Source organism: Microtetraspora fusca (assembly GCF_001570365.1).
In the GTDB taxonomy this organism is placed as follows: Bacteria; Actinomycetota; Actinomycetes; order Streptosporangiales; family Streptosporangiaceae; genus Microtetraspora; species Microtetraspora fusca.
In genome coordinates this window covers 115176-137523 of record NZ_BBYK01000061.1, presented here as the reverse complement: position 1 = coordinate 137523, position 22348 = coordinate 115176, and the positions used below count along the sequence as shown (strand labels likewise).

Below are 22348 nucleotides of genomic sequence, written 5' to 3'. Positions count from 1 at the left end.
GGCAGGCGCAGATCGCCGCCGCCGTCGCGCGGGCCGCGCAGGCCGCGCTCACGGCGCTCGTCGGCTCCATCGACCAGGCGTCGGCCGAGCGTGACGAGGCGGAGCAGGCCCGCGGCGAGATCGAGGGGGAGCTCAAGACCGTGCGGATCCGCGTCCGGGAGCTCGGCGGCGAGCTGGACCGGTTGGTCAACCGGGCGCACGGCAGCGAGATGGCCCGCACCGAGCAGCGGCTGCGGCTCGAACAGCTTGAGCAGCGGGCCTTCGACGAGTACGGCGTCGAGCCGGAGGCCCTGGTGGCCGAGTACGGCCCCACGGTCCCGGTGCCGGCCGAGCCGCCGATCCCGTACGTCCGCGAGGAGCAGGAGAAGCGGGCCAAGACGGCGGAACGCCAGATGGCCCAGCTCGGCAAGGTCAACCCGCTCGCGCTTGAGGAGTTCGCCGCGCTTGAGGAGCGCCACGCGTTCCTGACGTCCCAGCTCGAAGACCTCAAGAAGACGCGCCGGGACCTCCTCCTCGTTGTCAAGGAGGTCGACGACCGGGTCGAGCAGGTGTTCTCCGCGGCGTACGAGGACGTGGCCCGCGAGTTCTCCGAGATCTTCGGACGGGTCTTCCCCGGCGGCGAAGGCCGCCTCCTGCTCACCGACCCCTCCGACATGCTGACCACGGGCGTCGAGGTCGAGGCCCGCCCGCCCGGCAAGAAGGTCAAGCGTCTGTCGCTGCTGTCCGGCGGCGAGCGGTCGCTCACCGCGGTCGCCTTCCTGGTCGCCATCTTCAAGGCGCGCCCCTCGCCGTTCTACGTGATGGACGAGGTCGAGGCGGCCCTGGACGACACCAACACCCAGCGCCTGCTGACCCTCTTCGAGGAGCTGCGACAAAACTCCCAGCTCATCGTCATCACGCACCAGAAGCGCACCATGGAGATCGCCGACGCGCTGTACGGGGTCTCCATGCGCGGCGACGGCGTCACCCAGGTGGTCAGCCAGCGCCTCCGCGAAGCCCTCTGAACATATTTGCGCTCGCTTCCTCATGCCAGAAGCCCACTGAAAACTGTGTTCTAGCGAACTGAGGCCGACAAACCCCGCGAGGGGCGCGGCGGTGTCTGGACTGAGGAGCGAGTGGGGAGCGAGGGACGAGCGACTCCGAGCGACGAGGGAAGACATCGCCTCAAGGCGCCCCGAGCCTGCCGCGCCGAAGGCGCGGCAATTCAGCAGGGCGGTGTGCTGGAGCATCTGGGGGCGTCTGGAAAACTTGAGCGCGTGGAAGGTTACCTCGGCATCATCGTGATGGTCGTCGTCATCGCCGTACTGGCGGTGGGCGGCCTGTTCCTGTTCCGGCCCAGAGCCAAGGACCTCCCTCCGGTGGAGGCGCCGCCGGAACCGCAGATCCCGGACCTGAAGGTTCCTCCGCAGGAGGGCCCGGTCGACCGCGAGGGCGGCACCATCACCACCCTCCCTCCGCCCGAGGAGGAACTGCTCAAGGCGCCCGAGATCGAGGTGCCCCCGCCGTCGGCAGGCCGTATGGTGCGGCTGCGCACGCGCCTGTCCCGCTCCCAGAACGTGCTGGGCAGGGGACTCCTCGAACTGCTCTCGCGTGACCGGCTCGACGACGATGTCTGGGACGAGATCGAGGAGACCCTGATCACGGCCGACGTCGGCGTCGCGCCGACTCGGGCGATGGTCGAGGAGCTGCGCACCAGGGTGAAGGTCCTCGGCACGCGTACTCCGGAAGAGGTCCGCGGCCTGCTCAGAGATGAACTGCTCAAGCAGATCTCGCCCGACCTGGACCGCACCCTGCACACCAAGTCGCCGGCGGGGCGGCCCGCCGTGCTCCTGATCGTCGGCGTGAACGGCACCGGCAAGACGACCACGACCGGCAAGCTGGCCCGTGCCCTGGTGGGTGACGGCAACAAGGTCGTCCTCGGCGCCGCGGACACGTTCCGGGCGGCCGCGACCGACCAGCTGCAGACCTGGGGTGACCGCGTGGGCGCCAGCGTCGTACGCGGCCCCGAGGGCGGCGACCCGGCGTCCGTCGCGTTCGACGCGGTGGCCAAGGGCATCGAGGACAGCGCCGACACGGTCATCATCGACACCGCCGGACGGCTGCACACCAAGACCGGCCTGATGGACGAGCTGGGCAAGGTCAAGCGGGTGATCGAGAAGAAGGCCGTGGTCGACGAGGTGCTGCTCGTCCTCGACGCCACGACCGGCCAGAACGGCATGCGCCAGGCCCAGGTGTTCGCCGAGGCGGTGAACATCACCGGCATCGCCCTGACCAAGCTCGACGGCACGGCCAAGGGTGGCATCGTCATCTCGGTCCAGCGCGAGCTGGGCGTGCCGGTCAAGCTGGTCGGCCTGGGTGAGGGGCCCGACGACCTGGCGCCCTTCGACCCCGAGGTGTTCGTGGACGCCCTGCTGGGCGACTGAGCTCCGCCGAGACGGGCGGGATCGACGGCACTGTCCGATCCCGCCCGTCTTTCACGCCGACGCCGCCTGTCTTTCGCGCCGATCCTGCCGCGCCGTTCATGCCGGTTCAGATCCGGGATGGAACCGGTCAGGTCTCCTCGTCGGTGAGCAGGAAATCGGGCCGCGAACGGTCCCATTCCGGCGCGTCCAGCGTGTTGAGCGCCGCGACGATCCGCTTCTCCTCGTAGACGAAGTGCGTCTCCATCAGCGCGGCGAGGCTGTCCAGCTCGCTCCGCAATATGACGGGGTCGGTCTCTTGGTCCAGGCCGTCGAGGAGCGCCTGCAGCCGGGTGAGGGAGTCCTCCACCAGCCGATGGTCGCGGCGCAACTCGTCCAGCACGGGTCGCAACGCGGGGAATCGCTCCGCGAGCGCGGGGAAGGCGCCGCCGTCCTCGCCGACGTGGTGTCGCTGGAGAGCGGAGCAGAAGGTCAGGCAGTGGGCCCGCAGATCGCGGGGGCGCGCGCCTCCGGCGAGATAGGCGTCCACACCTTCGCGGAGGGTGGCGAGCTCCTCCCGGAGCCAGAGGTGTACTTCGATCAACTGGTTGCCGAACGCCGCCAGGCGCTCGTGCGATGTTTCCATGGTGGTCCCATGTTCCGGCGCCTCCATGCCCTCGGCGATCTCCTTGCCGGGTACACCGCGACGCAGGCACGGACTACACCACGATCGCGGCCGCCGGTCAAATCGTCCAAACATGGACAGTCGCCCGGCGTCGCGTCACGGTGATGTTCCAATGCGCCGAGCGCAGCGAGGCAATCAGGCACAGCGGGGGTCGTCTCAAGGGCGCCCCGAGCCGCGCGAGCGCAGCGAGCGCAAATGAACGCTGCCTGGTTCGAGGTGGTCGGACCGGATGCCCCGATTGCGCGATTATCGTAATTTATCGGGAAATGACCATTACCAGCCTAGGTCTTGTGACCTGACGTGGTCCGTGCTGACATGGGCGTCGTTCCTCAGACGCGATCAGAGAGGCCCTGATGAAGAAGGTCGTTGTTCACAAGCCCGGCACGGTCCAGCTTTCCGGCCAGGCCAGCGCGAAGCACCACGCGTGAGCGACCGGCGAGACCTGCCGCCGTACGGCATGGTCTCGCCTTGCGGGGCGACGAGGGGAGCGCGTGTGCGTCATCTGTGGGTCCAAGGGCAGCGCTGGAGCGGGGAACGTGACATACCCCAGCTCGTGGTTCCCCCCGTCGTCGTCCGTGTGGCAGCCGGTCCGGCGCAGAGCCGATCGGCCGATCGCCTGGACAGCGGGACGGGTTCCGATCGGACCCTCCAGGAGACCCGTCCCGTCCCCGCCGATCAGCCGGCCGCGCCCAGTCGGAGCCGCGAGACGACGGACCTCGGCACGACGGGTCAGTGGCCGACCTGGGACGGGATGGAGCCCGACAGGGCGGCGCCGTACACGGTCGCGAGCGCGCTGCTCCACGCGATCGTCCCCCTGGCGCGAAAGGAACTCGTCGAAGCACACGACATCGAGATCCGCGCGGCGGCCCCCGGGCTGAGGGACGTGGTGCCGGCCGTGCGAGGGTCGCTCGCGGCGCACCTGCCCAAGGCGGAGCGGATCCTCGTCCCCGCGCCGCGCCGTACGCTCCGGCTCGCCAACGGGCTGGCGGAGTTCGTCCACGACCACCTCAAGGAGGTGGGGCCCGCCGCGCTCGTCGTGGAACGCGCGGACGCGGCCGACGAGACGGACCAGGAGTTCCTCGCCGTCCTGCTCCGCAGGATCGATCCCGCGCTGCTCACCGTCGTCGTCTGCGCCGAGACCGCGGACCCCGTTCTCGCCGCCGCGCTCAAGCGGCACGCCCTCCCCATCGCCCCCGGTGCCGGGGGCGGGAGCCCCATGACGGACGGCGGCGCGATCGACGCCGGGCGGAGTGGGGAGAACCACGGGCCGGAGGCGGTGGAACGGTGCTTCACCGAGGGCTTCCACCACGCGGCGGCCCGACTCGGCGTGCGGGCGCTGCGCGAGGCTGACCCGAACACCGATCCGGACGCCTGGTGGTCGCTCGTCCACCGAACCGCGGGGGCGCTCGCGGCCATCGAGCGGGAGGATGAGGCGCGGGCGATCCTGGACCGGGCCCGGCGGGAGAGCACCGACCCGAAGAACCGGGCCACCGCCGCGTACGCGACCGCGATGCTGCTGATGCGGCATCACGACCCGGCGGCGCGCGACGTGGGCGAGGCGCTGTCGTGGATCAACGAGGCGGTCGCGATCACCTCGTTGCTGCCCGACCGCAGGGAACGGGCCTTCCATCTGAGCTTCGACCTCAACGGCAAGGCGCTGGTGGAGATGCGCGCGGGGCGGCCGGAGGAGGCGCTGCGGCTGGTGGAGCAGGCGATCGAGCTCGCCGACCGTGACCTCGACCCCGGCGAGCACCCCATCCACCGGCTGGTCCTGCGGGCGAACCGGGGGCAGCTGACCGCGATGCTCGGCGACCCGGAGCGCGCGCTGGCCGACCTGGACGCCGCCATCGCGGCCGACCCGGGATATCCCGACTACTACATCAGCAGGGGCAACCTGCTGCACCGGCTCGGCCGACCGCAGGAGGGCGTCGCCGACTACGAGACCGCCATGCGGGTCGGGCCGCCGTTCCCGGAGGCCTACTACAACCGGGCGGAGATCAGGTTCCAGGCCGGGGACCACGCGGGCGCGCTGGCCGACCTCGACTACGCCCTCGAACTCGATCCGGAGTTCGCCGACGCGTACGCCAACCGCGCCGGGCTGTTCGTCGAGTTCGGCGAGTACGGCAGGGCCCGCGCGGACGCGCTCCAGGGGCTCGCCCTCGACCCGCGCAACGCGTACCTGCTGTGCGTGCTGGGACAGGTGGAGGCGGCCGAGGGCAGGCACGCCGAGGCGAGGAAGGCCTTCGACGCGGGGCTGCGCCACGATCCGGCGCTCGCCGCGCTCTGGGCGAGCCGGGGGATCCTGGCGTTCGAGACGGGCGCGCCGGAGGACGCGGTGGCCGACCTCGCGCGGGCGCTCGAATGCGGGGACGATCCCGCCGTACGGTTCAACCGGGCGGTGGCGCTCCGGGCACTCGGCCGCGACGAGGAGGCGCGGGAGGACCTCCTGCGGGCGGCCGAGCTCGCCCCGGAGGACGAGGACATCCGGCGGGAACTGGCGGCCGTCAGCCCCGATCGGCCGTCCCGATCGGCACCACCAGGGGAGTACCCGCCACCGGATCGGTGATGATCTTGGCGTTCAGGCCGAAGACCTCGGCCAGCAGCTCCTCGGTCAGCACGTCGCCGGGTGGCCCGGCCGCGATCACCCGGCCGTCGCGCATGGCCACGAGCCGGTCGGCGTACCGCGCGGCGAGGTTCAGGTCGTGCAGAACCATGACCACCGTCTTGCCCGCCTGCGCGTGGAGCTGATCGACCAGTTCCAGCACCTCGATCTGGTGCGCCAGGTCCAGGAACGTGGTCGGCTCGTCGAGCAGCAGGAGCCCCGTGCCCTGGGCGAGGGCCATCGAGATCCACGCCCGCTGCCGCTGCCCGCCGGACAGCTCGTCCAGCGGCCGGTCGGCGAGGTCGAGCAGGCCGGTACGCTCCAGCGCCTCGGCCACCGCGCTCTCGTCGCCCGGCGACCACTGGCGGTACCACGTCTGGTGCGGATGCCGTCCGCGGGCCACCAGGTCGGCGACCGTCAGCCCCTCGGGCGCGGCGGGCGCCTGCGGGAGGACGCCGAGGAGCCGCGCCACCTCACGCGACGGCATCCGGTCGATCCGCTTCCCGTCGAGCAGCACGTGGCCGCCGAGGGGCTTGATCAGCCGTCCCAGGGCGCGCAGGAGCGTGGACTTGCCACAGCCGTTCGGGCCGATGATCGTCGTGATCGTCCCGCTCTCGATGCCGAGGTCGAGCCCGTCCACGATCATCCGGTCGCCGTAGCCCAGGCGGATGTCGACGGCTTCCAACCGCGTGTTCACGAGCGTGCCTCCCGGCGGGCGCGGATGAGCAGATAGATCAGGTAGGGGGCCCCGAGTACGGCGGTGACCACGCCGACGGGCAGTTCCACCGGCGCGAAGAGGCTGCGCGCGACGAGGTCCGCGGCCGATGTCAGGACGGCGCCCGTGACGGCGGACACCACCAGCGGCGGCTGGGCCACCCCGGCCAGGCGCAGCGCGATCTGCGGCGCCGCCAGGGCGACGAACGCGATCGGCCCGGCGGCGGCGGTCGCGACCGCCGCGAGCAGCACCGCACCGAGCAGCAGCACGGCGCGGGCCGTGTTCAGCCGGACGCCGAGCCCGGTCGCCGTCTCGTCGCCGAATCTGAGCGCCGACAGCACCCGGGTCCCGGCCAGGCAGAGCGGCACCAGCACGACCAGCGCGTACGCCACGGGAGTGACGTGCTCCCAGCCGCGCCCGTTCAGCGAGCCGCTGATCCACACCATCGCGCGGGAGCTGTCGTTGACGTCGCCGGTCGTCATCAGCCAGTACTTGACGTTGGTGAACACGGCGGCGACACCGACGCCGACCAGGACCAGGCGGTACCCGTCCAGCCCGCGCCGCCAGGCGAGCGAGTAGACGATCACCGCTCCGATCAGGCCGCCGGCCAGCGCGGCGACGGGGATGCCGACGCCGGCCAGGGCCCCGCTGGCCCCGCCGTACACGGTGCCGCTGGCGACGATCATCGCCACCACGGTCACGCTGGCGCCCGAGGTCACGCCGAGGATGTCGGGGCTGGCCAGCGCGTTGCGTGCGATCGACTGGGTGATCGCGCCGGAGAGTCCGAGCGCGGCGCCGACCAGCACGCCGGTCAGGGCGCGGGGGAGGCGCAGCTCGACCACCACGAAGTGGTTGCCTCCGGTGCCGGTCAGCGACGCGACGATCTCGCCCAGCGACAGCGGGAAGTCGCCGATCCGCAGGCTGAGCGCGACCAGGACCGCGATCAGGGCGAGCCCGGTGAGTCCGGCCGCCACGCCGCGCGGGCGGACCAGCCAGGAGACCTTCCCCACCCGGTACGGCCGGGCGTGCGGGAGCCGTACGCCGGTCACAGCCGCACCGGCTTCCTGCGGCGTACCAGCGCGACGAAGAACGGGGCGCCGAGCAGGGCGAGCACCACACCGGCCTCCAGTTCGCCGGGCCGGGCGACCACCCTGCCGACCACGTCCGCGAGCAGCAGCGCCGCCGCGCCGAGCAGTCCCGAGTACGGCAGCAGCCACCGATGGTCGGGGCCGGAGAGCGCGCGGGCCAGGTGGGGGACGATCAGGCCGACGAACGCGAGCGCGCCGCACGCGGCCACCGCCCCGGCGGTCAGCAGGGTCACGGCGGTGATGCCGAGCGCCCGGGTCGCCGTGACGTTGCGGCCGAGGGAGCGGGCGACGTCCTCGCCCAGGGAGAGCGCGTTGAGCCCCGGCGCGTTCGCCAGCGCGAGCACCAGCCCGGCGGCGATGAACGGCAGGACCTGCCAGGCCACGCCCGCGCCCCGCCCCGCGATGGAGCCCGCCTGCCAGAAGCGGAAGACGTCCATGGCCTGCTCGTTCACGAGGACGAGTCCGGAGGTCAGCGCGTACAGAAAGGCGCTGACGGCGGTCCCGGCGAGCGCGAGGGTGAGGGGGCTGGGACCGCCCCGGCCGCCGACGGAGCCGATGGCGAAGACGCCGACGCTCGCGACGAGGGCGCCGGCCAGGCCGAACCAGATGTAGCCGTACAGGTTCGAGACGCCGAACGCGATGATGGCGAGGACCATCGCGAAGGCCGCGCCCTGGGTGACGCCGAGCAGTCCGGGGTCGGCGAGCGGGTTGCGCGTGTGCCCCTGCATGAGGGCGCCGGCGACGCCGAGCGCGACCCCGGCCAGCAGGCCGAGGGCGGTGCGCGGGACGCGCAGCGTGCGGACGATGATGTCGCTCTCCGTCCCGCCGGGCGACCAGAGGGCGTGCCACACGTCGCTGAGCGGCACCGTCTTGGCGCCGATCGCGACGCTGAGCACGGCCCCGGCGAGCACCGCCGTGAGGAGCGCCGCGAGGACGCCCGCCGGCCGGCGTCGCGGGCGCAGGGCACTCATGGGTACGTGATCCCTCTCTCTGTCGCTTGACCGGGACGAGTATGTCAGGCTTAGGTGAGCCTTAGCTAATTTAGGGACTCCTTACCTAAGAAGGGCCAGGTTTTTGATGAGAGCGCTTCGCGCCTTGGGCGCCGGGATCGTGCTGGCCATGGCGGTCGCCGCCTGCGGCTCGTCCACCACCGCGACCGACCCGGGGAACGCGAGCGGGACGCCGGAGGCGACGTCGGCCGCCCAGGCCGGGTACCCCCGGGTGATCGAGCACGCCATGGGCAAGACCGAGGTGAAGGCGCAGCCGAAGCGCGTCGTCGCGCTCGACCAGAGCTTCGTCGACGCCGTCCTGACGTTGGACACCGAGGTCGTGGGCTACACGCAGTACCGGTCGATCGAGGAGAAGCTGCCCGACTACCTGCAGCCGGTCCTGGCCAACGCGGCGAACGCGGTGCCGGTGGGCACGCTGGAGGCGCCGAGCCTGGAGAAGATCGCCGCGCTCAAACCGGACCTCATCGTGTCGGCCAAGGTCCGCCACGAGGCCCTGTACGACAAGCTCTCGGCCATCGCCCCGACCGTTTTCAGCGCGACCACCGGCGCCATCTGGAAGGACAACCTCCGCCTGATGGGCAAGGCCCTGGGCAAGGAGGACCTCGCCGAGCAGCGGATCAACGCGTACGAGACCCGCGCGGCCAAGATCGGCGAGGAGATCAAGGAGAAGAACGGCGGGAAGATGCCGACCGTCTCCATCGCCAGGTTCGCCGGCGAGCCGACGGTCCGGCTCTACGTGGAGAACTCCTACTCCGGCGTCGTGCTCAAGGACGTCGGGTTCCCCCGGCCGGAGGGGCAGCCGACCGTCACCGACACGATCATGGTGGAGATCAGCGAGGAGCGCATCGCCGACCTCGACGCCGACCACATCTTCGTGAGCTCGTACCAGGACCCGTCGGCGGACGAGACGAAGAAGAAGTTCACCGCCAACCCGCTGTGGGGCAAGCTCAAGGGCGAGAAGCACGACGTCTCCGACACGACGTGGATGTCGGCGGTCGGCATGCAGGGCGCGCACGCCATCCTCGACGACCTCGCCACGACCTTCGGCGTGGACCCCGCCCGGCAGGCCTGAGGTCCGACGCGTACGCGGACGTCGGCCGGGGGGAGAGACGACCCACCCGGCCGGCGTCTCGCGTAGGAGGCGGGGGCACGAGGACGGGTTATGAGGGGGTGTGGAAGCCGCGCAGCTCCTCCAGGTGCGGCGCGATGTCGATGCCCTGGCGTTCGAGCCAGCCGTCGTCGCCGTAGGTACATCGGTAACGTTCGCCGCCGTCGCAGATCAGCGTCACCACGCTGCCCCGCTCGCCCGCCGCCCGCATCTCCTTGATGATCTGTACGGCGGCCGCCATGTTGGTCCCGGTCGATCCGCCCACGTCGAGCCGGGTGACCTCCCTGACCCAGCGCATGGCCGCGATCGACATCGCGTCCGGCACCCGGGTCATCCGGTCGATCACCGCGGGCATGAACGACGGCTCGACCCGGGGGCGGCCGATGCCCTCGATGCGGGAGCCCGTCCCCGGCTGCTCCTCGTCCGCGACCCAGGAGGGGTAGAACGCGGAGCCCTCCGGGTCGGCGACGCAGAGCCGGGTCTGGTGCCGCCGGTAGCGGATGTAGCGGCCGATGGTGGCGGACGTGCCGCCGGTCCCCGCGCTCACCACGATCCACGCGGGCTCCGGATGCCGTTCCAGGGCCATCTGGTTGAAGACGCTCTCCGCGATGTTGTTGTTGCCCCGCCAGTCCGTGGCCCGCTCGGCGTAGGTGAACTGGTCCATGTAGTGGCCGCCGGTCTCCTCGGCCAGCCGCCGGGACTCTTCGTAGATCGCGCCGGGGTCGTCCACGAGGTGGCACTTGCCGCCGTAGAACTCGATGATCTCCCGCTTCTCCGGCGACGTGCTCGCCGGGATCACCGCGATGAACGGCAGGCCGAGCAGCCGGGCGAAGTACGCCTCGCTGACCGCGGTGGAGCCGCTGGACGCCTCGATGATCGTGGTCGTCGGGCCGATCCAGCCGTTGGCCAGGCCGTACAGGAAGAGGGAACGGGCGAGCCGATGCTTCAGTGAACCGGTCGGGTGGACGGACTCGTCTTTGAGATAGAGATCGATACCCCAGTGCGGGGGGAGCGGGAAGAAGTGCAGGTGCGTGTCGCAACTGCGGTTGGCGTCGGCCTCCACGGCCTGGATCGCCTCGGCCGCCCATCGGCGGGTGTCCGGGTCGTGTCGGTCCACGTATTCCATGCCATAACCCTAGCTAGTGAGCTTTGCCACAATTTCTACAGGATCGAGTAATGAGTGTTATTGTAATGAGACTTAGACGGGCCGCGCGTGACTTCGCCGTGTCGGCCCACGTCCGCGGTGACCCCTCTGACCAGGCACGACCCTTAACACTTCGCTTACGAGTCCCCTGCAACGATGTCGAGCGACGTAACGGGTCCCGGGCGCCCGCATGGGTTCACGCCGGAGGGGTAGCGGGGGAGCAGTTTCGCGTAGGGGGATGGAAATGATCACAATGACCGACGAGCAGCGCCAGGCATGGTTCGAACGCGACGTCGTTCCGGTGACCGGTCAGCTTTACGCCTCCGCCATGCGTCTCACCCGCAACCAGGCCGACGCCGAGGACCTGGTCCAGGAGACGGTGGCCAAGGCGTACACCTCCTACCACCAGTTCCGTGAGGGCACGAACCTGAAAGCGTGGCTGCACCGGATCCTGACGAACAACTTCATCAACGACTACCGCAAGAAGCAGCGTTCGCCCAAGCTGTCCGCCGCCGAGGAGATCGAGGACTGGCAGCTCGCCGCGGCGGAGTCGCACATGTCCACTGGTTTGAAGTCCGCTGAGACCGAGGCGCTTGAGCAGCTTCCCGACAGCGCCGTCATGAACGCGCTGCGCGCCCTGCCCGAGGACTTCCGGGTCGCGGTCTACCTCGCCGACGTCGAGGGGTTCGCGTACAAGGAGATCGCCGACCGGATGGGCACCCCCATCGGCACCGTGATGTCCCGGCTGCACCGGGGCCGCCGTCAGCTCCGCGGCATGCTCGCCGACTACGCCCGCGAGGAGGGCGTCGTCCGCGTGCCCGTCGCCGCCTGACCGCACCCGCCGGCGCCCCCTGCGCCTTACTCGCTCTCCATCCGTCCCCGGCCCCGCACGACACGAGGTGTCAGGTCAGGTGTGCGGCAGGGTGATCAGCGCCACCGCGCTGAGCGCGAACCCCACCCCCGCGATCTGCACCCGGTTGAGCCGTTCGTCCAGCACGTACCGCGCGAGCAGCAGCGTGCTCGCGGGGTAGAGCGACACCAGCACGGCGACCAGGCTGAGCATCCCGCCGCGGGCCGCCAGCAGGTAGAGGATGTTGGCGGCCATGTCCAGTACGCCGGCCGCGATCGTCACCGGGAGCGCCCCCGGGATCGGACGCAGCGTCCGGCGCGCGACGAGCGCCAGCAGCACGACCAGCGAGATCGACGCGATGCGCGCTCCGGCCAGCGGCCACAGGCCCGAGCCGGCCGGGGCCAGCTTGAGCAGCACGAAGAACCCGCCGAAGCCCGCGCCTGACGCGAGCGCGCTCACGATCGGGCCGAGCCGGGCGCCGGACGGGCCGGTGGCGGAGTCGCGGCTCACCAGGAGTACGGCGAGCAGGCCGAGCGCGATCCCGGCCATCGCGGTGACGGACGGCCGCTCGCCCTGGATCAGACCGAACACCACGGGAACCGCCATGGAGGTGGTCGCCGTCGTCGGCGCGACCACGGACATCATCCCCGACGCCAGGCCCTGGTAGAACAGGACGATGCCGGCGGCCCCGGCCACGCCCGAGGCCATGCCCCACAGCAGCGCCGCCGGGCTCGCCTCTCCGGGCAGGACGGGCATGAGGGCGCAGACCAGCCCCAGCCCGCCGAGCTGGGAGATCACGACGACCGCGAACACGCGTGATCGTCGCGTGGCCAGCCCCCCCAGGAAGTCGGCCGTACCGAAGATCACCGCACACGCCGTAGCGAGCGCCACTGCCGTCACCGCGCACCTCACAGTTCACTGAATTGCACTGTTCATACAACATGTTGAGTTCAACAGATTGCAAATCAGATTCACTAGGCTGTACGCATGCCGGACCTGGAGACGATCAGCGCGGCCATCGCCACCAACGTGCGCGGGCAGCGCGCCCATCGCGGGATGACACTCGACGAGCTGGCGGCGCGGTCGGGGGTGAGTCGCGGCATGCTCATCCAGATCGAGCAGGGCCGCACCAACCCCAGCATCAACACGCTGAGCAGGATCGCCGAGGCTCTCGGGGTCACGGTCGGCCGGCTCGTCGAGGTGTCCGAGACCCCCGTCGTCCGGGTGGTCCACGCCGCCGACGTGGTGACCTTCCGCCACGCGAGCGGGGGCGAGGCGCGGCTGCTGGTGGGCGCCGACGCGCCGGCCATCTGCGAACTGTGGGACTGGCGGCTCGGCCCCGGCGAGCACTACGACGGCGACCCGCACCCGGCCGGCACCCGCGAGATGCTCAGCGTCCTGGAGGGCGAGCTCACCCTCAGCGTGTACGGCAAGAGCCACACGGTCGCGGCCGACGAGGCGGTCGTCTTCAGCGGCGACCGGCCGCATCGCTACGCGAACGAGGGGGACGGCCCGCTCCGCTTCGTGATGGCCGTCATCGAACCCCGCGAGCAGGCCGACCAGCCTTATTGACGGCTCCGCCTGGTCGACGCGAACGACTCGCGTCGTGCCGTAATGCCGGGTTCCGGTCAGACGCGGCGCGGGGTGCCGGTCATCACCGTTTCGGCGGCGACGGTGCGGTGAGGGGGTTTTGTCATAGCGTGATGAAGATGGGGGTGTGTGGGTGTTTGGCCGCCCCGTGTCCTCGGGAAGTCATCCAGAGTGCGACTCACGGGGATCTCGGTGGAGATGTCCGTGGCAACGGTCAGGCCAATATTCCTGCGAGGTAACGGGCTGGAGCCCCATGATTACTCCATGAGTTCTCCCGCCCCCGAACAAAAACTGTTGGTCCGTCCTTTCCGTGCCGTTCTGCGGCCACGGAGCGTGAGCGATGGCTGAGTCCGCGGACGCGATAGCGAAGCTGCACGCCGAGCTCGCCGCCCTCGGCGTTTCCGACGCGTACGAGATCGGGGACGGCGTCACCCTGCCGGTCTGGATCGGTCTCGTGGTGAGCTATCGCGCCGGGTTTTACCGGTGGCAGGAGGCCTCCGTGAAACGTCGCCACGTGGGTAGTGACCCCTCCGGATGCGCCATCCGGGTGGCCCGTAGATATACCGAGCTCCGAGCGAACGTGCCGCCCTGGTGGGAGGACCTGGCCAGGGTCATACGGGGGGACAAGGCCAGGGGATATCCCTGATCCCCGCCAGCTCGGGGGGAACACATGCGGGTCGGCCTCACCTGTCTGGCACTGCTGCTGGTGTCCGGATGCGGTGTCCTTCTGCCGTCCCGTCAGGCGGCCGGGCCAAGCCCCGCGGCGACGCCCGGGCCCACCGGCCCGGCCGGTGAGCGGCCGGGCGCACGACCGTCCCCAGCCCCTTCACCGCGCAGCACGCCGCAGCCTCGCCCCATCTCGTGCGCGCACACCAAATGCGTGGCCCTGACCTTCGACGACGGGCCCGGAAACTACACCTCGCACGTCCTCGACGTGCTCGCCAAGCACCACGCCCGGGCGACGTTCTTCCTGGTCGGAGAGATGATCCACAAGGAGGACGGGCCGGTGCTGCGGCGCATGGTCGCCGACGGGCACGAGCTGGGCAACCACACGTGGGACCACCGCGATCTCACCGCGCTCAGCGACGCGGCGCTCAACCACGAGATCGTCAGGACGGAGCGGCTGGTCAAGGAGGTGACCGGCGTCCGTATGCACGCCTTGCGGCCGCCGTACGGCGCGACCGACCGCAGGGTGGCCGACGAGGCGAGGCGGCTCGGGCTCGGGCAGGTCCTCTGGGCGGTCGACACCCTCGACTGGCGTGACCGGGTGCCCAAGCTCGTCGTACGGCGCAGCACGGCGGCGAAACCAGGACAGATCGTCCTGATGCACGACATCCACAAGACCACCGTGGAAGCGCTGCCGCGTCTGCTGAGCGTGTTCGACAAGAAGGGATTCACGTACGTGACCGTGTCCGAGCTGTTCGGCGATCTCAAGCCGGGAAAGCGGTACTCCAACCGATGAAGGGCTACGACTTCGAGGGGCCCGCGCTGGAGTTGGGCGCGCTGGTGACGGACGGGCGGGCCGACCCCGCGGAGAAGATCAGGATCCCGCTCGGAATGATGAACCGGCACGGCCTGGTCGCCGGCGCCACCGGCACGGGCAAGACCAAAACCTTGCAGATGATGGCCGAGCAGCTCGCCGCACACGGCGTGCCGGTGTTCCTGGCCGACGTGAAGGGCGACCTGTCCGGCCTCGCCTCGCCCGGCGCGCCGTCCGACCGGGTGAGCGCGCGGGCCGCCGAGATCGGCCAGTCCTGGTCCGGCACGGCCTGCGCCACCGAGTTCTTCTCACTCGGCGGCATCGGCGAGGGCATCCCGTTGCGGGCCACGATGACCGCGTTCGGGCCGACGCTGCTGGCCAAGGTGCTCGGGCTGAACGAGACCCAGGAGTCCTCGCTCGGGCTGATCTTCTACTTCGCCGACAAACACGGCCTGCCGCTGCTGGACCTGAAGGACCTGGTCGCGGTCATCCAGCACCTCACGGACAACCCGGAGGAGCTGAAGGGCGTCGGCGGGCTCGCCCCGCAGACCGCCGGGGTGATCCTGCGCGCACTGATCAACTTCCAGGCGCAGGGGGCGGACGCGTTCTTCGGCGAGCCCCAGTTCGACACCCGCGACCTGCTCCGCACGACGCCCGATGGCAGGGGAGTGATCTCCGTCCTCGAACTGCCCGCCGTACAGGACCGGCCGCGGCTCTTCTCGACCTTCCTGATGTGGCTGCTCGCGGACCTGTTCGAGGGGCTGCCCGAGATCGGCGACCCGGACAAGCCCAAGCTCGTCTTCTTCTTCGACGAGGCGCACCTGCTCTTCGACGAGGCGTCCAAGGCGTTCCTGCAGTCGATCACCCAGACCGTGCGGCTGATCCGCTCGAAGGGCGTCGGCGTCTTCTTCGTCACCCAGACGCCCAAGGACGTGCCCGCCGACGTGCTGGCCCAGCTCGGCTCGCGCGTGCAGCACGCGCTGCGCGCCTTCACGCCCCAGGACGCCAAGGACCTGAGGGCGACCGTGTCCACCTTCCCCTCGTCGTCGTACAACCTGGAGGAGTTGCTCACCCAGCTCGGCATCGGAGAGGCCGTGGTGACCGTGCTGTCGGAGACGGGCGCGCCCACCCCGGTCGCCTGGACCCGGCTGCGCGCCCCGGAGAGCCTGATGGCCCCCTCGGACCCCGCCGTGGTCCGGCAGGTCATCGCCTCCTCCGCCCTCCTCCCCAAGTACGGCACGGCGGTGGACAGGGAGTCGGCGTACGAGATGCTGAACGCCCGGCTCACCCCGCCCGAGCCGGCCCCCACCGCACCCGCCGAAACGCCGGAACGGCGGCGGGAGAGGCGCGAGGAGCCACAGGAACGCCGCGACGAGGCGTGGGAGCGGCCGGGGGAGAGGTCGCCGCTTGAGGGGGTGCTGCGCTCGCCCGCGCTGCGGTCGCTGGCGCGCTCGGCGGCGTCCGCCCTCGGCAGGGAGATCACGCGGTCGATCTTCGGCACCGCGCGCCGCCGCCGCTGAACTCCGCCGTGCGCCCGGCGCCGCCGTCGGTTCCGGGCAGGGGCCCCGAGAGTTGTACGGCTCGCGCGGTGGCGCGAGCCGTACCGGATTCACCGGGCCATCAGCAGCGCCAGCGCTCCGATGAGCAGCCAGGCGCCGATCTGTGCGGAGCACATGATCGTGGTGGCGAACTTCATGACGGGAGTCCCCCTCTCTGTGGAGGCGCCGGGCCCCCGTGGCGCTCTCCTCACGTCGATGGTGTCCCCGCCCTCTTGTGCTCCGCTTGACGGTGACTTGGGGCGTCAGTGGAGCACGCCGCAGGCGATGCGGTTACCCGTGTCGCCGGCCTTCAGGGTGGTCGCGTCCGCGCCCGTGGTGCCCGTCGTGTCCGCCGGGTGGGTGTAGCGGGAGGGGATGTTCCCGTAGTTGTCCGGCAGCGCGTGGATGACGACGGCGCTGCCGTCCGCGTCGGCGAGCTGCGCGACCCGGAACCGGTCGGTGACGAAGGAGGCGCGGGCCGTGCCGTTCTGGCCCACGAGCAGCGCGGGCAGGTCGCCGGCGTGCGCGCCGTGGCCGCCGGGCATGGCGAGGTCGAGGTGCCCGCCGGCCGTGGTGAAGGGGCTCCCGGTCGCCGGATCCACGGCCCCGGCGTCGCACCTGCCGGTGGTATGGACATGGAAGCCGTGGAATCCGGCCGACAGTCCCCAGACGCTCACGGTGATCCGGGTCGCCTGACCCTCGTCCTCGGCACGCAGCACGCCGACCCGCTTGCCGGCCGCGTCACGGAGGGTGGCGTCGAGCGGACGGGCGATGTGGCCGGGCGCCGCCTCCGCGGCGGAGGATCCGATGACCGCCGCGCCGAGTGCGAGCGTCACGGCGAGCGCGAGGTGTGTCCTTCCGGGCATGGTCTCTCCCCTGCTTCGTGCGGTGAGTGTCCTTCCGATTACCTTGCGTTACGAAGGAAACCATGCTTGACCCGCGCCCGGGGCGGGAAACGGGTGCGGGAACGCGAACGCCCGCCCCGGGACGACCCGGGGCGGGCGTTGTCGCAGTGATCAGTTGGAGCGCTTGGCCCGCGCGGCGGCCCGGCCGCGGGTGGCGGCGTCGAGGGTCACCTTGCGGAGGCGGACGGTCTGGGGCGTGATCTCCACGCACTCGTCGTCGCGGATGAACTCCAGGGCCTGCTCCAGCGACAGGACGCGCGGCGGGATGACCTTCTCGGTCTCGTCCGCGGTCGAGGAGCGCATGTTCGTGAGCTTCTTCTCCTTGGTGATGTTCACGTCCATGTCGTCGGATCGCGAGTTCTCACCGATGATCATGCCCTCGTAGACCTCGGTGCCCGGAGAGACGAACAGCGTGCCGCGTTCCTGGAGGTTCAGCATGGCGAACGCGGTGACCGGGCCGGAGCGGTCGGCGACCAGGGAGCCGTTGTTGCGGGTGCGCAGGTCGCCGAACCACGGCTCGTACGACTCGAAGACGTGGTGGACCAGGCCGGTGCCGCGCGTCTCGGTGAGGAACTCGGTGCGGAAGCCGATCAGGCCGCGGGCCGGCACCACGAACTCCATCCGGATCCAGCCGGTGCCGTGGTTGGTCATGTGCTCCATGCGGCCCTTGCGTAGGGCGAGGAGCTGGGTGACGGCGCCGAGGTACTCCTCGGGGCAGTCGACGGTGAGCCGCTCGACCGGCTCGTGCACCTTGCCGTCGATCACCTTGGTGACGACCTGGGGCTTGCCGACGGTCAGCTCGTAGCCCTCGCGGCGCATCTGCTCGACCAGGATGGCCAGCGCGAGCTCGCCGCGGCCCTGCACCTCCCAGGCGTCGGGACGGTCGGTCGGCAGCACCCGCAGCGACACGTTGCCGACCAGCTCCTTGTCGAGCCGGTCCTTGACCATGCGGGCGGTGACCTTGGCGCCCTTGACCTTGCCCACCAGCGGGCTGGTGTTGGTGCCGATGGTCATGGAGATCGCGGGCTCGTCCACGGTGATCAGCGGCAGCGGGCGCGGGTCGTCCGCGTCGGCCAGCGTCTCGCCGATCATGATCTCGGGGATGCCGGCGATGGCGATGATGTCGCCCGGGCCCGCCTGCTCGGCGGGCTTGCGCTCCAGCGCCTCGGTCATGAGCAGCTCGGAGATCTTCACCTTCTGCACGGTGCCGTCGGTGCGGCACCAGGCGACCTGCTGGCCCTTGGTGATCGTGCCCTGGTGGACCCGGCAGAGGGCGATCCGGCCGAGGTAGCTGGACGCGTCCAGGTTGGTGACGTGCGCCTGCAGCGGCGCGGTCGGGTCGTACACCGGGGCGGGGATCGTCGAGGTGATCGTCTCGAACAGCGGCTCCAGGTTCTCGGAGTCGGGCATCTCACCGTCCTGGGGACGGTTCAGAGACGCGCGGCCCGCCTTGCCGGACGCGTAGACGATCGGGAAGTCGATCTGGTCCTCGGTCGCGTCGAGGTCCATGAAGAGCTCGTAAACCTCGTCGACGACCTCGGCGATGCGGGCGTCCGGCCGGTCCACCTTGTTGATGCACAGGATGACGGGCATCTTGGCCGACAGCGCCTTGCGCAGCACGAACCGGGTCTGCGGCAGCGGTCCCTCGGAGGCGTCGACGAGCAGCACGACGCCGTCCACCATGGACAGGCCCCGCTCCACCTCGCCGCCGAAGTCGGCGTGGCCGGGGGTGTCGATGATGTTGAGCGTCATGCCTCCGTGCTTGACCGCGGTGTTCTTGGCGAGAATGGTGATGCCCTTCTCGCGCTCCAGGTCGTTGGAGTCCATGACCCGCTCGTCGACGTCCTGGTTGGCCCGGAACGCCCCGGACTGCCACAGCATGGCGTCCACCAGCGTGGTCTTGCCGTGGTCGACGTGCGCGATGATCGCGATGTTCCGCAGGTCGTCGCGGCTGTTCAATGGCATAGTGGAGTCTCGCTCTGGTTGTTGGGGCTGTCCGTCCGCGTCCCGGGAACCGGATAGTGTCCCGCCGCGAGACGCTCTGGCCGCGAGTGCGACCTTCAGATTTTAGTTGATGCGCGTTACCACCGCGCGCCATGGCCGAACGTTCCGGCCCCCACGCTCGTCGCTGATGGTTTCAACGATGAGAGTTTCACGGGTGAGAGTCTCATCGATGAGAGCGTGAGAGGCGTGACGCACGGGTTCTTCGGCCGACGGCGGGAGCTCGCGCGACTCCACCGCCGGCTGAAAAAACGGCGGCCGGCGGCGCGAGCGGCCGTCCCGGGCGGGCGCTGCTCCTCGGGGGACGGCGGCGGGTGGGGAAGTCCCGGCTCGTGGAGGAATTCGTCGAGCGTTCCGGCGTCCCACACCTGTTCTTCACCGCGTCGGGGCTCGTGGCGGGCCCCGGCAGGGGCGTTACACCTCGGCCTGCTCCGGGGTGGAGAGAGTCGGCTGAGGTGCTGCGGGCGCATGGTGGCGTGCGGTTGTCAGGTGGCAGAGCAGCGCCAAGGTCGTGACACCGGCGGCCGGCAGCCCCAATGCGGCGGGCACGATGGCAAACCACTTCTGGGCCAGTCCGCCCAGGCCGCCACCAAGAGCTATCCCGACGTAGATGGCCGAGGAGTTGAGGCCGAGCAGAACCGGTGCCGCGGCCGGATTGAGGGCGATGAGTCGGTGCTGTTGGGGCACGACGATGACACCCAGGGCCGCGCCCCAGGGCGGGCCGGGCGTCGTCGTCCTGGACGAGCTTCCGTAGTCGCGTGGTGCGTCGGCTTGCTCACCAAACGGACAAAGATCGCTAAACCACCTTTAATGTGTGATTAGTGTCATATTTACGAACAAAGCGGAATCCGGGGGAAGGCTAACCACGTTCGTCCTGCCGTTGAATCTCCCTGGAAAAGGACGAAACGGTGGCTTTACCCGCAGCGACGCTGCGTTCCCTCCGGCATCGCAACTACCGGCTCTGGGCCGCCGCCGACCTGGTCTCCGTGACCGGGACCTGGATGCAGGTGCTGGGCGTCAACTGGCTGATCCTCTCCGCCACCGGCTCGGCCACCAGCGTCGGGATCAGCCTCGTCCTCCAGGCCCTGCCGACGCTCGCGCTCGGCATGTGGGGCGGCTCGCTGGCCGACCGGCTACCTTCCCGGCCCGTCGTGCTGGCCGCGCAGATCGCCCAGGCCGGGCTCGCCCTGGTCCTGGCGGCGATCGCGATGGGCGAGCCCCGCTCGATGGCGCCCATCTACGTCGTGATGCTGGCCTCCGGCGTGGTCAGCGCGCTCGGCGGCCCCGCCCTCGGCCGGTTCGGGGCCGAGGTCGTGCCGCCCGAGGACCTGCCCAACGCGATGGCGCTCGGCTCCGTGATCAGCTCCGGCGCGCGCATCCTCGGCATGAGCGCGGCCGGCATCCTGCTCCCGATCACCGGCATCGGCGCGCTGTTCCTCATCAACGCGACGAGCTTCCTCGCCGTGATCGGCGCGATCTTCGCCATGCGTCGCAGCGAGATGCACGTCCTGGCCCGCGCCTCCTCCACCGCCGAGTTCGGCGTCGGTGAGGGCGTGCGCTACGTGCTGCGCACCCCCTGGCTGCTGGTGCTGCTCGGTCTGGCCCTCGTACTCGGCAGCCTCGGGCGCAACTACCAGGTCACCATGGCGGCGATGAGCGCGGGCCCTCTCGCCGCCGGATCGGCGGGGTACGGCGTGCTCTCGACGGTCTTCGCGGTCGGCACGGTGATCGGCGGCGTGGTCGCGGCCGGCCGGGCCCGGCTCACGCTGCGGCTGCTGCTCTGCGCAGCCATGCTGGCCAGCGCGGTCCAGTTGCTGAGCGGCCTCGCTCCGGGCTTCCTGTCGTTCGCCGCCCTGATGCTGCCGGTGGCGGCGAGCGCGGTGGTGCTCGACACCGCCGTCGCGGCCCGCGCGCAGCTCGACAGTCCGGACCACATGCGCGGCCGGGTCATCGCGGTGCTCGGCGTGGTGTCCGCGGCGTCCGGCGCGGTGGGCGGGCCGCTGCTCGGCTGGCTGAGCGACACCTTCGGCCCGCGGTTGGCGCTCCAGCTCGGTGGTGTCGTGACCGTGGCCGCCACGCTGCTCGCGGCTGTGCTGTTCGCCCGTCTCGCGGGCGTACGGCTCGGCACGGCGGTGCGCGAGCCGCTCCGCCTGGCCTCGCTCCGCCGTGCGCGGGTGGTGCCGGAGCCGGCGGTCCCGGAGCAGGCGTGATCTCGCCTCCCCGAGCACGATCCGGGGAGGCGGGCTGCGCGAAACCTGCCGGAATCGCCGCCGGAGGCCGCGGTTACAGTTGGCTGATATGACCTTCGCTCCGGCCTTCGCGGCGATGCTGCGCACGTCGGACGGTGTGCGGATCGACGCCGCGCACACGCCCAACGGCTCCCTCGACCTCGGCATCGTGATCGCTCACGGGTTCACCGGATCCTGGCGGGCCCCCTGTACGCGCCGCATCGCGCACGTGATGTCCCGGTTCGGCGGTGTGCTCTCCTTCGACTTCCGCGGTCACGGACGCTCCACGGGTGAGTCGACGGTCGGCGACCTTGAGGTGCTGGACCTCGACGCGGCCGTGAAGCACGCCAGGTCCATCGGCTACCGGCGGGTCGTCACCGTCGGCTTCTCCATGGGCGCCGCGGTGGCCGTACGGCACGCCGCGCTGCACCGGGGCGTGGACGGCATCGTCGCGGTGAGCGCGCCCGCGTGGTGGTACTACCGGGGCACCAAGCCGATGCGCCAGGTCCACTGGGCGATCGAGCGTCCCGAGGGCCGGCTCGCGGCGCGGTGGGTCAAGCGGACCAGGATCGCGTCCGGGCGGTGGGACCCCGTGCCGCTGCCGCCGTTCGAGGCGGCCGCGCTGATCACCCCCACGCCGCTGCTGATCGTCCACGGCGACGCGGACCCGTTCTTCCCGCTCGACCACCCGCACGAGCTCTACGGCAACGCCCGCGACCCGAAGGAGATGTGGATCATCCCCGGGTACGGCCACGCCGAGGCGGCGGCCACGCCGGATCTGGTGCGAAAAATCGGTTCGTGGATCGTGCGAACCAAACCCGTATAACGGTCGTCTACCTCAGTTGTGCGGATCAAACCCCTCGGGAGTGGTCCAATCCACCGATTAGGGGTGATCGGTGCGCACCATTGTGTAGTCATGGTGTGGCCCAGCGTCGCGGGGGCGCGCTGGGCGGCCTCCCGGTCCCGTACGGGCCGCGCGAGGCGCGAGGGAACCGCCTCGCGCGC

General features: G+C 70.7%; 21 protein-coding genes. 11 read left to right on the top strand and 10 right to left on the bottom strand.

The window, feature by feature from the left end:
• A partial coding sequence (locus AWQ68_RS29025) for an AAA family ATPase (RefSeq protein WP_157545859.1) occupies positions 1 to 1004 on the top strand: 1004 nt, incomplete at its 5' end.
• Between the two features lie 279 nt (positions 1005 to 1283).
• Complete coding sequence (ftsY, locus tag AWQ68_RS29020; protein ID WP_066946160.1) at positions 1284 to 2423, top strand: signal recognition particle-docking protein FtsY; 1140 nt, start codon at positions 1284 to 1286, stop codon at positions 2421 to 2423.
• A gap of 127 nt (positions 2424 to 2550) precedes the next feature.
• Here ftsY and AWQ68_RS29015 read toward each other — a convergent pair whose 3' ends face one another.
• Positions 2551 to 3045: a hemerythrin domain-containing protein gene (locus tag AWQ68_RS29015; RefSeq protein WP_066946157.1), complete on the bottom strand. Its 495-nt coding sequence runs from the start codon at positions 3043 to 3045 to the stop codon at positions 2551 to 2553.
• Between the two features lie 790 nt (positions 3046 to 3835).
• Here AWQ68_RS29015 and AWQ68_RS29010 point away from each other — a divergent pair.
• The gene (locus AWQ68_RS29010; protein WP_066946154.1) at positions 3836 to 5650 is read left to right on the top strand and encodes a tetratricopeptide repeat protein; all 1815 of its coding nucleotides are present in this window, start codon (positions 3836 to 3838) and stop codon (positions 5648 to 5650) included.
• Here the strand turns inward: AWQ68_RS29010 and AWQ68_RS29005 are convergent.
• The 3 genes from AWQ68_RS29005 to AWQ68_RS28995 are packed head-to-tail and all read right to left on the bottom strand — an operon-like array spanning position 5589 to position 8460.
• Entirely contained in the window at positions 5589 to 6383 is a 795-nt protein-coding gene (locus tag AWQ68_RS29005; protein WP_066946103.1) for an ABC transporter ATP-binding protein, read from the bottom strand. The genes AWQ68_RS29010 and AWQ68_RS29005 overlap by 62 nt on opposite strands.
• Complete coding sequence (locus AWQ68_RS29000) at positions 6380 to 7450, bottom strand: FecCD family ABC transporter permease (protein WP_066946099.1); 1071 nt, start codon at positions 7448 to 7450, stop codon at positions 6380 to 6382. The genes AWQ68_RS29005 and AWQ68_RS29000 overlap by 4 nt, the downstream gene beginning before the upstream one ends.
• Positions 7447 to 8460: a FecCD family ABC transporter permease gene (locus AWQ68_RS28995; RefSeq protein WP_066946096.1), complete on the bottom strand. Its 1014-nt coding sequence runs from the start codon at positions 8458 to 8460 to the stop codon at positions 7447 to 7449. Before AWQ68_RS28995 ends, AWQ68_RS29000 begins: the two co-directional genes overlap by 4 nt.
• A gap of 106 nt (positions 8461 to 8566) precedes the next feature.
• Here AWQ68_RS28995 and AWQ68_RS28990 point away from each other — a divergent pair, with 106 nt between their 5' ends.
• Positions 8567 to 9571 carry an ABC transporter substrate-binding protein gene (locus AWQ68_RS28990; RefSeq protein ID WP_066946093.1) on the top strand — a complete coding sequence of 335 codons (1005 nt, stop codon included), beginning with the start codon at positions 8567 to 8569 and terminating at the stop codon, positions 9569 to 9571.
• Positions 9572 to 9659: 88 nt separating this feature from the next.
• Here the strand turns inward: AWQ68_RS28990 and AWQ68_RS28985 are convergent, their stop codons facing one another.
• Complete coding sequence (locus AWQ68_RS28985; protein ID WP_066946090.1) at positions 9660 to 10733, bottom strand: PLP-dependent cysteine synthase family protein; 1074 nt, start codon at positions 10731 to 10733, stop codon at positions 9660 to 9662.
• A gap of 262 nt (positions 10734 to 10995) precedes the next feature.
• Between AWQ68_RS28985 and AWQ68_RS28980 the strand changes: the two genes are divergently transcribed.
• Positions 10996 to 11583, top strand: a complete 588-nt coding sequence (locus tag AWQ68_RS28980) for a sigma-70 family RNA polymerase sigma factor (protein ID WP_157529851.1) — start codon at positions 10996 to 10998, stop codon at positions 11581 to 11583.
• A gap of 75 nt (positions 11584 to 11658) precedes the next feature.
• On the opposite strand, the gene AWQ68_RS28975 is transcribed toward AWQ68_RS28980, so the two are convergent.
• A complete protein-coding gene (locus AWQ68_RS28975; RefSeq protein WP_066946085.1) occupies positions 11659 to 12501 on the bottom strand; it encodes a DMT family transporter in 843 nt (280 codons plus the stop codon).
• Positions 12502 to 12588: 87 nt separating this feature from the next.
• On the opposite strand from AWQ68_RS28975, the gene AWQ68_RS28970 reads away from it, so the two are divergent.
• From AWQ68_RS28970 to AWQ68_RS28955, 4 genes are all read left to right on the top strand, one after another.
• A complete protein-coding gene (locus AWQ68_RS28970; protein ID WP_066946083.1) occupies positions 12589 to 13173 on the top strand; it encodes a helix-turn-helix domain-containing protein in 585 nt (194 codons plus the stop codon).
• Between the two features lie 358 nt (positions 13174 to 13531).
• A complete protein-coding gene (locus tag AWQ68_RS28965; protein WP_066946080.1) occupies positions 13532 to 13837 on the top strand; it encodes a hypothetical protein in 306 nt (101 codons plus the stop codon).
• Positions 13838 to 14047: 210 nt separating this feature from the next.
• Positions 14048 to 14653, top strand: coding sequence for a polysaccharide deacetylase family protein (locus AWQ68_RS28960; protein WP_373281552.1), 606 nt, complete (start codon positions 14048 to 14050; stop codon positions 14651 to 14653).
• A complete protein-coding gene (locus AWQ68_RS28955) occupies positions 14650 to 16191 on the top strand; it encodes a helicase HerA-like domain-containing protein (RefSeq protein WP_066946073.1) in 1542 nt (513 codons plus the stop codon). The genes AWQ68_RS28960 and AWQ68_RS28955 overlap by 4 nt, the downstream gene beginning before the upstream one ends.
• 89 nt (positions 16192 to 16280) lie before the next feature.
• Here AWQ68_RS28955 and AWQ68_RS42850 read toward each other — a convergent pair whose 3' ends face one another.
• The 4 genes from AWQ68_RS42850 to AWQ68_RS41365 form a co-directional block, all read right to left on the bottom strand.
• Complete coding sequence (locus tag AWQ68_RS42850) at positions 16281 to 16421, bottom strand: hypothetical protein (RefSeq protein ID WP_157545857.1); 141 nt, start codon at positions 16419 to 16421, stop codon at positions 16281 to 16283.
• Between the two features lie 51 nt (positions 16422 to 16472).
• Positions 16473 to 17075 (bottom strand): superoxide dismutase family protein, encoded by a 603-nt coding sequence (locus tag AWQ68_RS28950; protein ID WP_066946070.1) that lies wholly within the window; start codon positions 17073 to 17075, stop codon positions 16473 to 16475.
• 150 nt (positions 17076 to 17225) lie between these two features.
• Positions 17226 to 19079 (bottom strand): translational GTPase TypA, encoded by a 1854-nt coding sequence (gene typA / locus AWQ68_RS28945; RefSeq protein ID WP_066946067.1) that lies wholly within the window; start codon positions 19077 to 19079, stop codon positions 17226 to 17228.
• Between the two features lie 450 nt (positions 19080 to 19529).
• On the bottom strand, positions 19530 to 19802 hold the full coding sequence (locus tag AWQ68_RS41365) for a hypothetical protein (protein WP_218007080.1): 273 nt from the start codon (positions 19800 to 19802) through the stop codon (positions 19530 to 19532).
• A gap of 221 nt (positions 19803 to 20023) precedes the next feature.
• Here AWQ68_RS41365 and AWQ68_RS28940 point away from each other — a divergent pair, with 221 nt between their 5' ends.
• Together AWQ68_RS28940 and AWQ68_RS28935 are read left to right on the top strand one after the other, a co-directional pair.
• Positions 20024 to 21325 (top strand): MFS transporter, encoded by a 1302-nt coding sequence (locus AWQ68_RS28940; RefSeq protein WP_066946064.1) that lies wholly within the window; start codon positions 20024 to 20026, stop codon positions 21323 to 21325.
• A gap of 88 nt (positions 21326 to 21413) precedes the next feature.
• Complete coding sequence (locus AWQ68_RS28935) at positions 21414 to 22169, top strand: alpha/beta hydrolase (RefSeq protein ID WP_245656178.1); 756 nt, start codon at positions 21414 to 21416, stop codon at positions 22167 to 22169.
• Positions 22170 to 22348 lie beyond the last annotated feature (179 nt).